This window comes from Aeromonas veronii bv. veronii, assembly GCF_000820225.1.
GTDB lineage: Bacteria > Pseudomonadota > Gammaproteobacteria > Enterobacterales > Aeromonadaceae > Aeromonas > Aeromonas veronii.
In genome coordinates, this window is the sequence record NZ_CDDK01000036.1 from 1 (window position 1) to 14,564 (window position 14,564).

General features: G+C 60.4%; 14 protein-coding genes. 5 read left to right on the top strand and 9 right to left on the bottom strand.

Annotated features, from left to right (window positions below):
- Nucleotides 1-226: 226 nt before the first annotated feature.
- Entirely contained in the window at nucleotides 227-766 is a 540-nt protein-coding gene (locus BN1139_RS15185; protein WP_005356065.1) for a gamma carbonic anhydrase family protein, read from the top strand.
- An 88-nt stretch (nucleotides 767-854) separates the two neighbouring features.
- On the opposite strand, the gene polA is transcribed toward BN1139_RS15185, so the two are convergent.
- Nucleotides 855-3,620: a DNA polymerase I gene (gene polA / locus BN1139_RS15190; protein WP_005356064.1), complete on the bottom strand. Its 2,766-nt coding sequence runs from the start codon at nucleotides 3,618-3,620 to the stop codon at nucleotides 855-857.
- A 400-nt stretch (nucleotides 3,621-4,020) separates the two neighbouring features.
- Here polA and elbB point away from each other — a divergent pair, with 400 nt between their 5' ends.
- A complete protein-coding gene (elbB, locus tag BN1139_RS15195; protein ID WP_005356063.1) occupies nucleotides 4,021-4,671 on the top strand; it encodes an isoprenoid biosynthesis glyoxalase ElbB in 651 nt (216 codons plus the stop codon).
- Between the two features lie 72 nt (nucleotides 4,672-4,743).
- Here elbB and BN1139_RS21555 read toward each other — a convergent pair whose 3' ends face one another.
- The 4 genes from BN1139_RS21555 to fieF all read right to left on the bottom strand — a co-directional run bounded on the left by BN1139_RS21555 (nucleotide 4,744) and on the right by fieF (nucleotide 8,200).
- Nucleotides 4,744-4,953: a cell division protein ZapB gene (locus BN1139_RS21555; protein WP_005339554.1), complete on the bottom strand. Its 210-nt coding sequence runs from the start codon at nucleotides 4,951-4,953 to the stop codon at nucleotides 4,744-4,746.
- A 246-nt stretch (nucleotides 4,954-5,199) separates the two neighbouring features.
- On the bottom strand, nucleotides 5,200-6,480 hold the full coding sequence (locus BN1139_RS15205) for a hypothetical protein (protein ID WP_005356062.1): 1,281 nt from the start codon (nucleotides 6,478-6,480) through the stop codon (nucleotides 5,200-5,202).
- Between the two features lie 20 nt (nucleotides 6,481-6,500).
- Entirely contained in the window at nucleotides 6,501-7,280 is a 780-nt protein-coding gene (gene cysE, locus BN1139_RS15210) for a serine O-acetyltransferase (RefSeq protein WP_005339552.1), read from the bottom strand.
- A gap of 8 nt (nucleotides 7,281-7,288) precedes the next feature.
- Complete coding sequence (fieF, locus tag BN1139_RS15215; protein ID WP_005339551.1) at nucleotides 7,289-8,200, bottom strand: cation efflux pump FieF; 912 nt, start codon at nucleotides 8,198-8,200, stop codon at nucleotides 7,289-7,291.
- Between the two features lie 85 nt (nucleotides 8,201-8,285).
- Between fieF and BN1139_RS15220 the strand changes: the two genes are divergently transcribed.
- From BN1139_RS15220 to trmL, 3 genes are all read left to right on the top strand, one after another.
- Nucleotides 8,286-8,981: a response regulator gene (locus tag BN1139_RS15220; RefSeq protein ID WP_005339549.1), complete on the top strand. Its 696-nt coding sequence runs from the start codon at nucleotides 8,286-8,288 to the stop codon at nucleotides 8,979-8,981.
- Nucleotides 8,963-10,333: an ATP-binding protein gene (locus tag BN1139_RS15225; protein ID WP_005356054.1), complete on the top strand. Its 1,371-nt coding sequence runs from the start codon at nucleotides 8,963-8,965 to the stop codon at nucleotides 10,331-10,333. Before BN1139_RS15220 ends, BN1139_RS15225 begins: the two co-directional genes overlap by 19 nt.
- 74 nt (nucleotides 10,334-10,407) lie before the next feature.
- On the top strand, nucleotides 10,408-10,872 hold the full coding sequence (trmL, locus tag BN1139_RS15230) for a tRNA (uridine(34)/cytosine(34)/5-carboxymethylaminomethyluridine(34)-2'-O)-methyltransferase TrmL (RefSeq protein WP_005339545.1): 465 nt from the start codon (nucleotides 10,408-10,410) through the stop codon (nucleotides 10,870-10,872).
- A gap of 13 nt (nucleotides 10,873-10,885) precedes the next feature.
- Here the strand turns inward: trmL and dinF are convergent, their stop codons facing one another.
- From dinF to lexA, 4 genes are all read right to left on the bottom strand, one after another.
- Nucleotides 10,886-12,247 (bottom strand): MATE family efflux transporter DinF, encoded by a 1,362-nt coding sequence (gene dinF / locus BN1139_RS15235; RefSeq protein ID WP_013724202.1) that lies wholly within the window; start codon nucleotides 12,245-12,247, stop codon nucleotides 10,886-10,888.
- A gap of 2 nt (nucleotides 12,248-12,249) precedes the next feature.
- Nucleotides 12,250-12,876: an SCO family protein gene (locus tag BN1139_RS15240; RefSeq protein WP_005356049.1), complete on the bottom strand. Its 627-nt coding sequence runs from the start codon at nucleotides 12,874-12,876 to the stop codon at nucleotides 12,250-12,252.
- Nucleotides 12,877-13,086: 210 nt separating this feature from the next.
- Entirely contained in the window at nucleotides 13,087-13,302 is a 216-nt protein-coding gene (locus BN1139_RS15245) for a hypothetical protein (RefSeq protein ID WP_005356042.1), read from the bottom strand.
- 484 nt (nucleotides 13,303-13,786) lie between these two features.
- Nucleotides 13,787-14,410 (bottom strand): transcriptional repressor LexA, encoded by a 624-nt coding sequence (gene lexA, locus BN1139_RS15250; RefSeq protein WP_005339540.1) that lies wholly within the window; start codon nucleotides 14,408-14,410, stop codon nucleotides 13,787-13,789.
- Between the last annotated feature and the right edge of the window lie 154 nt (nucleotides 14,411-14,564).

Genomic DNA, 14,564 nt, shown 5'->3' on the forward strand with positions numbered 1-14,564 from the left:
TCAAGGGCTTTTCGAGGTTATCGACTTGGCTTTCTGCGTTGCCGCTTGCCCTGTCGATGGAGGCGCATTATAGGGAACAGATTCTTTCTGGCAACCCCTTATCTGCAATAAAATTGCAAAAAACAGCACTTTTTTAGTTATTCATATCCAACCACAGCTTTTATACAAACTTATCCACAGAAACACCCTTCTGGTTGCTAGAATGGCCGAAAACAAGGAGGCCAAGATGGACTTGCGACTGAGACCCTACAAGGGAAAATGCCCGCAACTGGGCAAACGGGTGTATGTAGACCCCTGCGCAACACTGGTGGGCGATATCGAGCTGGCCGATGATGCCAGCATCTGGCCCATGGTGGCGGCACGGGGGGATGTGAACCATATCCGCATCGGCGCCCGCAGCAATATTCAGGACGGCACTGTGCTGCACCTGACTCGCAAGAGCGCCAGCAACCCGACCGGCTATCCGCTGCTGATCGGTGAAGATGTCACTGTGGGTCACAAGGCGATGTTGCACGGCTGCACCATCGGCAACCGGGTGCTGGTCGGCATGGGTGCCATTCTGCTTGATGGCGTCGTGGTTGAAGATGATGTGATGATCGGCGCAGGTTCGCTGGTGCCACCGGGCAAGCGACTCGAATCGGGCTTTCTATATATAGGTAATCCCGTCAAACAGGCTCGCCCACTCAAACCCGCCGAGATCGCCTTCCTCAAGACCTCGGCCGACAACTATGTGCTGCTCAAGGATGAGTATCTGCAAGAGACCTGATAGGGCTGGCAGAAACAGGAAGCCCGGCATAATGCCGGGCTTCGCTTCTTATATAGCTATATAACCGTGCAGAACGGCTGACCGGAAATCAGTGAGCCTGATCCCAGTTGTCACCGGTGCCCGCCTCCACCACCAGCGGCACATCTAATTCGGCTGCGGCAGACATCTTCTCCTTGATGATGGCGATGTACTCCTCCAGCTTCTCTTCGCGGATCTCGAACACCAGTTCATCGTGTACCTGCATCAGCATGCGGATCGACTCATCCTCGATACCGCGGATCCAGCTGTCCACGTTGATCATGGCGCGCTTGATGATGTCGGCAGCCGTACCCTGCATGGGTGCGTTGATGGCGGCCCGTTCGGCTGCCTTGCGCAGACCGGCGTTGCGGGACTTGATATCCGGCAGATAGAGGCGACGACCAAACAGGGTCTCGACATAGCCCTGGGCTTCCGCCTGCTGACGGGTACGCTCCATATACTCCAGCACGCCCGGGTAGCGTTCGAAGTAGAGGTCCATGTACTTCTGCGCTTCGGCGCGGCCAATCCCCAACTGCTTGGCCAGACCGAAGGCACTCATGCCATAGATGAGGCCGAAGTTGATCGCCTTGGCACTGCGGCGCATATCGGTGGTGACCGCATCGATCGCCACGCCGAACACCTCGGCGGCGGTCGCCTTGTGGATGTCCTTGCCCTCGGCAAAGGCGGTCAGCAGCCCCTTATCACCGGAGAGGTGCGCCATGATGCGCAGTTCGATCTGGGAGTAGTCCGCCGCCACCAGCTTGTAACCGGCGCTCGGAATAAAGGCCTGACGGATCCGGCGCCCCTGCTCGTTGCGCACCGGGATGTTCTGCAGGTTGGGATCAGATGATGACAAACGGCCCGTAGCCGCTACCGCCTGATGATAGGAGGTGTGTACCCGCCCGGTCTGCGGCTTAATCATCAGCGGCAACTTGTCGGTGTAGGTGGACTTGAGCTTGGCCAGCCCACGGTGCTCCATCAGCAGTTGCGGCAGCTCATAGGTCTCCGCCAGCTCGGCCAGCACCTCTTCTGCGGTGGACGGTGCCCCCTTCGGCGTCTTTTTGATGATAGGCAGGCCCAGCTTGGTGAAGAGGATCTCCCCCAGCTGCTTGGGCGAGGAGAGGTTGAACTCCTGCCCGGCCAGCTCATGGGCCTGCTTCTCCAGCTCCGCCAAGCGCAGCTCGATCTCCTGGCTCTGCTGGTGCAGCAGCTTGGGATCGATGGTGGTGCCGAGCAACTCCATCCGCGCCAATACCGGCAGCAGCGGCAGCTCGATCTCACTGAATACCTTGGCGAGACCCGGCACGGCCTCCAGCTGACCCCACAGGGTCTGGTGCAAGCGCAAAGTGATATCGGCATCTTCCGCCGCATAGGGAGCGGCCTGCTCCAGCTCGATCTGGTTGAAGGTGAGCTGTTTCACTCCTTTGCCCGCAATATCTTCAAAGGAGGTGGTCTCGACCCCGAGGTAACGCTTGGCCAGCGAATCCATGTCGTGGCGGCTGGCGGTGGAGTTGAGCACGTAGGACTCGAGCATGGTGTCGTAGGCAATGCCCTGCAGGTCGATGTCATGGTTAAGCAGAACGTTGCGATCGTACTTGAGGTTCTGCCCTACCTTGAGACAAGTCGGATCTTCCAGCAGCGGTTTGAGCTTGCCGAGCACCACGGCCTCGCTCAGCTGTACCGGTGCCCCCAGATAGTCATGGCCAAACGGTACATAAGCAGCCTTACCCGCTTCAACCGCGAAGGAGACGCCGACGATCCGCGCCTCCATATAGTCGAGACTGGTGGTTTCGGTATCGAAGGCAAACAGCGGTGCCGCTTTCAGCTGTTCCAGCCAGCCGTCAAACTCGGCTTCGTCCAGAATGCAGCGGTAGTCGGTTTCGATGGCGGCAACCGGAGCGGCGCTCTCATCGCCAGCTTCGTCCTGTCCGGCGCTCTCGCTGCCCTCTTCACCACCGGATTCCAGCTCCTTGATCAGGTTGCGCAGCTCGTATTCGCGATAGACCGCCAGCAGGGACTCCTTGTCGACCGGCTTGAGCAACAGCTCTTCCAGACTCTGTTCCAGTTCGACGTCGGTCTTGATGGTCGCCAGTCGATAGGAGAGACGAACCTGCTCCTCCTGCTCGCGGAACTTGTCGGCAAACGCCTTGGAGCCGCGAAAGCCGAGCGCGGCCACCTTGTCGAGGTTGGCGGCAATATCGTCGATGCTGCCAATCCCCTGCAGCAGGGCCAGTGCGGTCTTCTCGCCGACACCGGTCATGCCGGGAATGTTGTCGACCTTGTCACCCATCAGGGCCAGATAGTCGATGATGAGCTCGGGCGGCACGCCAAACTTCTCGATCACCCCTTCCCGATCGGTCTTCACATCTTTCATGGTGTCGATCAGGGTGACATGGTCGGAGACCAGCTGTGCCATATCCTTGTCACCGGTGCTGATCAGCACCGGCAGCTGCTTCTCGGTCGCCTGGCGGGCCAGAGTGCCGATCACGTCGTCGGCTTCAACCCCTTCCACCATCAGGAAGGGGAAGCCCATCGCCTTGATCATCTGGTGGATAGGCGCAACCTGGCTGCGCAGATCGTCCGGCATACTGGCACGGGTCGCCTTGTACTCGGGATAGATGTCATCGCGGAAGGTCTTGCCCTTGGCATCAAACACCACGGCCACATGACAATCAGGATATTGCTTGCGCAGGCTGCGCATCATGTTGGCCATGACACGGACGGCGCCGCTCGGCAAACCGGTCGATGTGCGCAGATCAGCCTGCTGGGAGGCGAAGAAGGCGCGGTAAAGATAAGAGGAGCCGTCGACCAGAATAAGGGGGTTGCTAGGGGCCATGAAATCGTCCTGCCAGAGATAAACAGCCGCTAGGATGCCACAGGGCCCCCCTCACACCAAGGGGCGCAGCAACAGCACACAGAGCCTGATACAGGGACTCAGTCTGTGGATAAGTCTGTGTTCAAAAATGGGGCGCATCAGAGTGCACAGTGATAAAACTGTGCATAAGAATATAAAAATCCATTAAAAACAGTTAATTGAGATCGTAAAAACCGATCGCAAGACAGTTGGAATGATCTCGATCAATGTGGAAAAAGATTTAAGGGAGTAGGTACGGCAGGATCCAAAACGAAACAATCCTAGCACAGCAAGATGACTTGACCAGCGGAGGGCGAGCGATAACCATACAAAAGTACAACAATCCATCCTGGCTCACATTTTCAACAACGAGGAGTTTGCCATGAAAAAAGTGGCCGTGATTTTGAGTGGCTGCGGTGTCTTTGACGGGGCCGAAATCCACGAGGCCGTCATCAGCCTGCTGGCGTTGGCCCGTCAGGGAGCCGCCGTCCAGTGCTTCGCCCCGAACGTGGCGCAGCTCCATGTCATCAACCACCTGACCGGTGAAGTGAGCGAGGGAGAGAGCCGCAATGTGCTGGTCGAAGCGGCCCGCATCTGTCGTGGCCAGATAAAGGATGTGGCCGAGCTGGATGCGGCCGATTACGACGCGCTGCTGGTGCCCGGCGGCTTTGGCGCGGCCAAAAACCTGTGTAACTTTGCTATCAAAGGAGCCGAGTGCCAGATCCAGCCCGATGTGCTGAAAGCATGCCAGAGCTTTGCCAAAGCCAACAAACCGGCCGCCTATATCTGCATCGCGCCCGCCATGATCCCGCTGATCTATGGTGCCGGGACGCTGGCGACCATCGGCCATGACGAAGGCACCGCCAACGCCATCGAGGCGATGGGTGGCAGCCATCTCAACTGCCCGGTCAACGAGTTCGTAGTGGATCAGGAGCGCAAGGTGATCTCCACCCCCGCCTACATGCTGGCCAACAATATTGTCGAGGCGGCAGACGGCATCGAGAAGACAGTCAAGCAACTGCTGGCGCTGTAATCTTCACCCTGCCAAAAACAGACGGGCCGCTCATGGAGCGGCCCGTTTTCAATTCTGCCTGAAGGCGATGAATTAGATGGTTTCGCCCATCTGATCCATCTTGCCCAGCAGAGCACGCAGACGCTCCTGCCATGCAGTGTGCTCGTTGCGCAGCTGATGGTTCTCGTCTTGCAGCTTGCTGTTCTGCTCTTTCAGCTCGTCCAGCTCCATCTTCAGCAGGGAGATGTTGTCGACAGCGGATTGTACTTTGGATTCGAGTTGCTCAAGGACTTCTAGTGACATATGCATACCTGTATGTTCAATTGCGATGCCCCACAGAGGGCGATTCAAGCGCGTGAAGCCAGCATACCCCGAGCGCATCGGCACAAACAAGCCAGTGCGCTGTAAAATGCGCCTTCCATAGATGTATTGTCTAAATATGCGTCTATTTTTCTCGCATCCTGCGTCCGAGCCGCGACAACACACTGAACCGTGCGTAAAAGACCCCGCCACCTGCGCATCATTTGCCCCCTCCTGACGGCGCCGCCGTTATCCATGCAAGGCGATATAAGCCCCCAGCAATAGACAGGCGACCACATACATCAGCAGGCCATAGAGCAGATTCCAGCGCAGGATCAGCCCGGCACTGAGGTTGTAACGGGAGGCCAGCGCCAGATTGGAGCCGGAGAGCGGACTGGTGCCGGTGGCAAGCCCCCACCCCAGCAGGAAACACATGCCGAGCAGGCTGGGATCCGGCGCCAGCGGCCAGAGCAGCGGCGCCAGCCCGGAGATACTGATGAGCGGATGTACCCCGACGATGGCCACCAGCAGTATCAGCAGCAGAGTGAGGGATGCCTCAAGCCAGCCAAAGTGATTGAACAGCGGCAAGCCGTGACCGGCACCGAGATCGATGACCGACAACGCACTGTTGATGCCTGCCGCCAGCAAACCGGCCCCCAGAAACAGCACCAGCTGACCACCGATGGCGGGGAAGCGCTCCACCACCTGCCGCTTGAGGGCCGCCTTGCGCCCGGCCCTCGGCATAAAAAGCAGCGCCAGCAGCGGGGCCACCAGCGCGATCACCGCCAGAATGCCGAGCTGGGGCCAGATCTGCTTGATGAGCAGTACCAGCAACGCCAGCGTGACCGGCAGCCCCAGGGTCTGCAACCGCAGCGGATAACCGGCAAAGTCGGCCACCCCGATCCGCTCCACCTGCCAGGCGGTCAGTCCCATCGCCAGCAAGGCGGCGAGGATCCCGAACGGCAAAATATGGGAGAGCTGCAAGCCCGGCGCATAGGTAAGCGCCACCGCCATGGCGACAAAGAAGGGTGACCAGAAGGCAGCGGCACAGAAGATCCGGCTCAGCACCATCACCTGACGCCGCTCCAGGGTGCCATTGCGCTCCAGCCGATCGCCGATGATGAACAACACCGAGAGGTTGATGACCGCCCCCAGCAGATTGAGGCTGGCCATGGTGCTCCACAGACCTTTACGCCCGGTCCAGGAGGTGGTGCCGGTCAAGAGACCTGAGGTGGCGAGGTTGAGGGTGCTCACCGCGGCAAACATGGTGAGCATATTGATGTTGGGCAGCAGCCAGTCACCGGCGGTGAGGGGCGCGCCCTGCCACCAGGAGAAGATGAGCAGCAGCAGGGCGGCGCCATACAGGGCCAGCGCCTGCCGCTTGGCGGCTCCCACCAGCCAGGGCCAGGTGAGCAGTGACGCCCCCCAGGCCGCCATGGCCGCTGGCCAGGGGGAGAGTCCCAGATAGAGATGGAGCAGGTTGAGCAGCCACATCCCCAAAATCAGATAACCCGACCAGCGTTTGGCCATCGACTACTCCGGCCGGGAGATCAGAGACACTGATCCATATCCAGGGAAGGCTTGTCGCACTCCGGACGGCCGACGATCTTGGCAGGTACGCCAGCGACCGTGGTATGAGGCGGCACCGGATTGATCACCACGCTGCCCGCGCCAATTTTGGCGCCCACGCCCACTTCGATATTGCCGAGCACCTTGGCGCCCGCCCCTATCATCACCCCTTCGCGGATCTTGGGATGGCGATCGCCGCTCTCCTTGCCGGTACCGCCGAGGGTCACGCTCTGCAGGATGGAGACATCATCTTCAATCACCGCCGTCTCGCCCACCACTATGCCGGTGGCATGGTCGAACATGATCCCCTTGCCGATGCGGGCGGCCGGGTGCACATCCACCCCGAACACCACCGAGATCTGATTTTGCAGATAGAGGGCCAGCGAGCGGCGCCCCTGACGCCACAGCCAGTTGGCGACCCGATAACCCTGCAGGGCATGGAACCCCTTGAGATAGAGCAGCGGGGTGGAGAAGAGATCGACCGCAGGATCCCGCTCCTGCACGGCGCAGATGTCGGCCGCCACTACCGTCAGCAGCTCGGGCTCGCTGCGCAGGGCCAGCTCGATCACCTCGCGCAGTGCGATGGCGGGCATGGTGGCGCTGTCGAGTTTGTTGGCCAGCTGGAAGCTGAGGGCCGAACGCAGATTCTTGTGATTGAGAATGGTGGAGTGGAAGAAGCTGGCCAGCATCGGCTCCTGGGCCGCCATGCACTCCGCTTCTTGCTGAATTTTGTGCCAGGTTTTGGCAACCAGTTCATCCATGTTGCAGCCTACTGTTGTTCTGGGTGAGGGCTCTGTTGTTCTTTTGTCAGCACCGAGATGGGGTCCATGTGGATGATGACATCCATCCGCTCGAATGCCTGGCGTACCGCCAGTTCGGCTTCATCGGCGATCTGATGGGCCTTGACCAGGGGGATCTGATCATCCAGTTCAAGATGCAACTGTACGAATCGGGTCGGCCCGGATTGACGGGTGCGCAGGTCATGTACGCCGTGTACACCTTCTACGGCACAGCAGAGCGCCATTATTCTCGCTTGTTCTTCCGCTGGCAACTGACGATCGAGCAGCGCCTGCACCGACTCGTAGCCGATGTGTCCCGCCCCCCACAACAGGAATAGCCCGATCAGGATGGCAAACAGGCCGTCGGCCCAGTACCACCCCTGCCCCGCCAGCACCAGCGCCAGCAAGACACCGGCATTGAGCAGCAGATCGGAGCGGTAGTGCAGCATGTCGGCCTTGATGGCCACACTGTTGGTCTTGCGAATAACGAAACTCTGAAAACTGACCAGCAGCAGGGTCAGCACGATGGATCCGCCGCTGACCCAGAGACCCGCCTCCAGCCGCAGGATAGGCGCCTGATTGAGCAAGGAGGAGATGCCATGCATCACCAGCAGCAGGGCGGAGCCGGAGATAAAGGCCGACTGGATGAGGCCCGCCAGCGACTCCGCCTTGCCGTGGCCGAAACGGTGCTCGTCATCGGCGGGGGCCAGCGCATAGCGAATGGCCAGCAGGTTGATGATGGAGGCACTCACATCCATGAAGGAGTCGGTGAGCGATGCCAGCAGGGTCGACGAGTCGGTCATCAGCCAGGCGATCAGTTTGCCGATGATCAGCAGGGTAGCGGTGGTGACCGCCGCTATGCTGGCAAAGGTCACCCAACGGGAATATTGTTGATGGCTCAAAACCGGCTTTCCTCTGGCGATGAAAAACTTATTATACCCTGACCCCGGCGTCAGTTTGGCGCGAAAATCTGCGGAATAACACCAGATGAACAGAATACTCTTGGTCGACGACGATCTTGAATTGACCCAACTGCTCACCGAAATTCTGACCCTGGAGGGATTTCAGGTCACGGTCGCCGAGGATGGTGAAGAGGGGCTGCAACGGCTGGCGGAGCAGAGCTTCGATCTGGTGTTGCTGGATGTGATGATGCCCAAGCTCAACGGCTTTGCCATGCTGACCAAGCTGCGCAAGACCCACGATACCCCGGTGCTGATGCTGACCGCCCGCGGTGACAGCCAGGATCGGGTCAACGGTCTGGAAGCGGGTGCCGACGACTATCTGGCCAAGCCATTCGATGACAGGGAGCTGCTGGCCCGGGTACGCGCCATCCTGCGCCGTACCCAGAGCGCCCCGCCCCAGCGCGGCAACTCCTCCGACGAAGTGCACTTCATGGATATCGTGCTGCAACCCGGCCTGCAGCAGGCCCGCTGCGGCGAACAGCTGCTGGAGCTGACCGCCACCGAGTTTGGCCTGCTGGAGTGCCTGCTGCGTAATCCCGGCCAGATCGTCAGCAAGAGCCACCTCTCCGAGCAGGTGCTGGGCAAGAAGCTGGAACCCTTCGATCGGGCCATCGACATGCACCTGAGCAACCTGCGCAAGAAGCTGCCGGACCGCACCGATGGCCAGCCCCGCTTCAAAACCGTACGGGGGCGCGGGTACCTGTGGCTAGAGCAAGAATAGAGCGCATCAACTCCCTCAACGGGATCTCGACCCACATCTTCCTCTGGTTCTGGTTCATGCTGCTGGTGATGCTGGCCGCCGTGATCAGCCTGCCGACCCTGGATCCCCGCAACCAGATCCCGCTGCCGACCCATGAAGTGGCGCGGATGCAGAACAACGTGCAGGCCCTGCTCAACGCCGCCGAGCCGGATCAGGATTTCGATCTGGCCAAGGCGATGGACAAGATCGCCATGCTGCCGGTGGACAACGTCTACCTGCGCGACGAGAAGGGGCAGATCCAGTCCACCACCCATCCGCGCAAGTTCGTGGTGCGCTTTATGGTGGATGCCGATGACCCGGCCAATCCCATGCTGGGCAACGAGGATCGCAAGGCGATCGCCGGCCCCTTCCTGATGGAGCACCACGGCCATCGCTATCACGTCTATTTCGGCCTCAATGCCGAGAACCCCTACCTGTTCCTGTTCATACAGGTGCTGGATCACCCGATCCGCATTCTGGGCATCTCGATGCTGGTCAGCACCCCGCTCTGCCTGCTGCTCGCCTGGCGGCTGACCCGGCCCATCCTGCAGTTGCAGAAGTCGGTCTCCCAACTGGCGGCTGGCAATCTGGAGGTACAGATCCCCAACCTGGGACGGGGCGACGAGATCGGCCAGCTGGCGGATAACGTCAGCCGCATGGTGGAGACACTCAAGAGCATGATCCAGAAGCAGAAACAGCTGCTTTCCGATATCTCCCACGAGCTGCGCAGCCCCCTCACCCGGATGCAACTGGCGCAGGCGCTGATCCGCCGCAAGCAGGGTGACAGCGCCGAGCTGGCGCGGATCGAATCGGAGATCGGACGGCTGGACAAGCTGATCGGCGATCTGCTGGATCTGTCGCGGGTGCAGCAGCATGTGGAGGCGCCGGTGGTACACCCGCTGGCCGACCTGCTGGAGCCCATCCTCGAAGATGCCATGTTCGAGGCAAACCAGAGCGGCAAACAGCTCAGACTGCCGCCACTGCCCGCAGAGTCGATCCAGATGTGGCCCGAGCTGCTGGCCCGGGCGGTGGAGAACCCCCTGCGCAACGCCCTCAAATATGCCCGCGAGTTCATCAAGGTGGACTGGTATCGAGAGGGACTGGAGTGGGTGATGACCATTCGGGATGACGGCCCCGGGGTGCCTGACGAGCAGCAGGCGCTGCTGTTCCAGCCCTTCTTCCGGGTCGATGATGCCCGCAACGCCAAGACTGGCGGCACCGGGCTGGGGCTGGCCATCGCCTCGGAGGCAATACAGCGCCACGGCGGCACCATTGCGGCCAGCAACAATCACCCGACCGGGCTGACCATCACCATCCGCTTGCCCATCGCCTGATCCTTTTCATCCGGACGGGCGCTGGGTATGCTGGCGCCCCTTCTTGGCTTTACACCTCTTTGCAGGAGCTCGTCATGCTCGATATCGTCCTCTACCAGCCGGAAATTCCGCCCAACACCGGCAATATCATCCGGCTCTGCGCCAATACCGGTTACCGGCTCCATCTGATCGAGCCGCTGGGGTTTGAGTGGGATGACAAGCGGGTAAAGCGGGCGGGACTCGACTATCACGAATTTGCCGAAGTGAAGCGCTGGCCGAGCTATGAGGCTTTTCTGGCCGCCGTGGCGCCCAAGCGGGTGTTTGCCTGCACCACCAAGGGGCGCACCGCGCACTCGGCAGCACAATATGCCCTTGGCGACGCCCTGCTGTTTGGCCCGGAGAGTCGCGGCCTGCCCATCGAGATCATCGAGAGCCTGCCGTTCGAGCAGCGGCTGCGCATCCCTATGGTGCCCCAGAGCCGCAGCATGAACCTCTCCAACGCGGTGTCTGTCTTTGTCTACGAGAGCTGGCGCCAGCTCGGCTACGACGGTGCCATGTAAGCGCCACCGATGATCAGTGGCGGGCGTCGAGCAGATGCCCGCTGCGCTCCAGCCGCCAGCAAGTGACCCCCAGCGACAGACCGCGCCCCACCATCAGCGCCGCCATCGCCGCCCATAACGCGGCCACGCCCCACGACTGACAGAGCCACCAGATCGGGAAGAAGCCGCCAAACGCGGCCAGCAACATGCTGTTGCGCATCTCCCGCGCCCGGGTCGCCCCGATAAATACGCCATCGAGCAGGAAGCACCAGACCGCCAGCAAGGGCATGGCGATCAGCCAGGGAAGCTGACGATTTGCCTCCGCCACCACAGCCGGAATGTCGGTGATATAGCCGATAAGGTGGGCACCAAAGAGGGAAAACACCAGGGTAAAACCACTGGCGATGAGGGCGGCCCAGCCCAGATTGAGCACGATGGCCTCCCGCAGTTTCTGCCGATCCCGCTGACCGATGGCTCGCCCTACCATGGCCTCCACCGCATAGGCAAAACCATCGAGTCCGTAGGAGATAAGCATCAGGAAGTTGAGCAGCACCGCATTGGCGGCCACCGCCACATCCCCCAGTCGTGCCCCTTGCAGAGTCATGAAGGCGAAACAGAGCTGCAAACAGAGGGAGCGCAGGAAGATATCGCGATTGAGGCCGAGCAACCGCACCATGGGCGCAAGCTGCCGCCAGCGCTGCCAACCATCCTGCCACACCGTCGGCGCCAGTTGCCCCAGCTGACGGCGTACCAGCCAGATACCGACTGCCAGCGCGCAGTAGTCCGCCATGACCGAGGCCGCCGCCACACCCCGCACCTGCCAGCCGAGCCCCAGCACAAACAGGGCGTCGAGCGCCATGTTGACCAGATTGGTGAGGATCAGCATCACCATGGGGCTGCGGGCATCCTGCATCCCCAACAGCCAGCCCATGATCACCAGATTGCAGAGCGCCGCCGGGGCGCTCCAGATCCGCACCGCCACGTATTGGCCCGCATAGAGCTGCACCTCGGGCGAACCGCCACTCAGGGCGATCAGCCGTGGCAACAGGGGGAAAAGCAACAACAGCAGCGCCAGGCCAAGAGCAATGGCCAGCCCCAGCGCCCGCAGCAGGGTATCAAGCTGGGCACGACCGTCGGCGGCGCCGTGCGCCTGCGCCGTCAGCCCGGTGGTCGACATCCGCAAAAAACCGAGCAACCAGAAGATGAGGTTGATCAGGGTCGCACCGACCGAGACGCCCCCCAGAAACCAGGCCTGACCGAGATGACCGATCACCCAGGTGTCCACCAGCCCCAGCAAGGGGGTGGTGATATTGGAAAAAACCATGGGCAGAGCGAGCGCAAAGACGGCGCGGTGGCGAGAGGGATCTCGCCACCAGGGGGCAACAGCTGGGGTCACGCTCAGTTGCCTGTCAGCTTCAGGATACGGGAAAAGTCAGAGAGCATGGTGGCCATCTGCACCCGTGGTACCTGACCCGGCGCCACCTGCGGGCGGAATACCGCCTGCAGCTTGCCCTTGGGATTGATGAGCACGATGGAGGCGGAGTGATCGATCAGATAATCCTTCTCCCCCTGATTGGCGATGGAGTAGATCAGCCCCAGATTGCGCACAAACGGGAACAGTTTGTCGTGGGGGGCGGTGGCCGCCTTGAACTCGGAATTGAAGAAGGCGGTATAGGTCTTGAGACGTGGAATATCATCACGCTGGGGATCCGCCGAGATAAACACCACCTGACTGTCGGGCGCCATCTTCTTCAGCTGGTCATAGACGGAGCGCATATCTGCCAGGGTGGTGGGGCAGATATCGGGGCAGAAGGTGTAACCGACAAACAGGAAGGTCCAGTGCCCCTTCAGGTTGGCAGGGGTGAACGGCTGGTTGTCCGCATCGGTAAAGGCAAAATCATTGATGTCCCGCCCCGCCGGATAATAATCGGCCTGTTCCGGCTGCTCTGGCTGCGTGGCGTAAAACACCAGAATCAGACAGGCTGTCAGCAGCAGAAAGAGCAGGGGATAGCGGAGCTTCATCATAACAAGAGACCCTTTCAGTTCGAGGCAGATGGCCAGCAGTGACCGGACAAGAGGGGGGCATTGTACCCCAGCGAGCCGCCAAGGTGGTTCAACCTTGTGCAACGCCCTGTCAGGAGTCGACCATTTGGCATAATTAATCGCCAGTTGCGGCCATAAAAAAACCGGCCCCCTCGGGTGCCGGTTATGGATGGATTTGTTTGTCTCTTCTGCTCAGGGGCGAACGTTGCGTCCCTGCTGCAACATCTTGCCGATGGCCCGCACGCCGATGGGAATCACGGGGGCCAGCCAGCCCTCTTCCCCCTGGCGATCACCGTGACCCCGTTTGAACAGCAGCACCAGACGCACCACCTTCTCTTTCGGGCATCCCAGCCAGAGCGTCCAGTGCGAACCACGATGGTGCAGCCAGAGACCGTAAAACCAGGTCATCCGGCTACCTTTGACAAAACGGGTGATTGACGATTCCGCTGGCGCAGCCCCAGCCTCTGAATCCCATGGCGATCTTGATGCCATACCAGTCCTCCTTGACCGACAGGTCATGTTGCTTCGTCGGCCTGAACTGGGAACAGGCCCGTCACGACTATCTGCAACCATTACGAGTGGTCCCCTTTGCCTGACAAGGCTCGGGATCTCCCCACTCCCCCTTCATATCCCGTGAAGGTGTTCTGCCCGATTCTCGTTGTTACCGGCCCTCCCGTACCGATGCATTGCGATGGTCAGAGGGAGGCGCCAAGCCCGGCCTCGGCGACAGGGCACTGATCTGAGCATATATCTGAAATGGATGATTGGTAGCCGGTCGCGCAGGACAAAAATGCCGCCGCCGATGATCTATTTGATATGACAGGGAAAGTGCGTCAGAAACAGCACGACCTCCCGAAGGAGGCCGTGTGGCAAACGCAGTTGGCGGGGATGATTACATCCAGTCGGCGTTGCGGATCACCCCGACCGCCAGCCCTTCGATGGTGAGCTGCTGGCAGGAGAGATCCACCTCGATGGGGGAGAGCTCTTCATTCTCCGGCAGCAGCCATACCTGACTGCCCTTGCGCTGGAAGCGCTTGACGGTGACATCCTCATCGAGACGGGCGACCACCACCTGACCGTTGCGCACCTCCTGGGTCTTGTGCACCGCCAGCAGATCGCCATCCAGAATGCCGATGTTCTTCATGCTCATCCCCTGCACCCGCAGCAGAAAATCTGCGCGCGGATGGAACAGGGCGGGATCAACCTGATAGTGGCTCTCGATATGCTCCTGAGCCAGAATGGGTTCACCGGCAGCCACCTTGCCGATGAGCGGCAGGCCGCTCTCTTCCAGCACCTCTTCCTCTTCGAGCAACAGGCGAATGCCGCGGGACGTGCCCGGCATGATCTCGATGACCCCTTTTTTGGCCAGGGCCTTCAGATGTTCTTCGGCCGCATTGGCCGACTTGAAACCAAGCTTCTGGGCAATCTCGGCACGAGTCGGCGGCATACCGGTCTCGCTCATGTTCACCTTGATCAGCTCCAGCACTTCGGCCTGGCGGGGGGTAAGGGGTTTCATAGAATTGGCACCTGTCTTTTTATACAGCACACTGGCAGTATATACAGTGCAGTGGCCAAGGCAAGGCGCAGCTGACATTTGTCGCAACCGACCCCTCATTTACTACTGTTTTGATCCTGCGCAGCCGACTCATCGTACCTCTCGGCGACAAGGG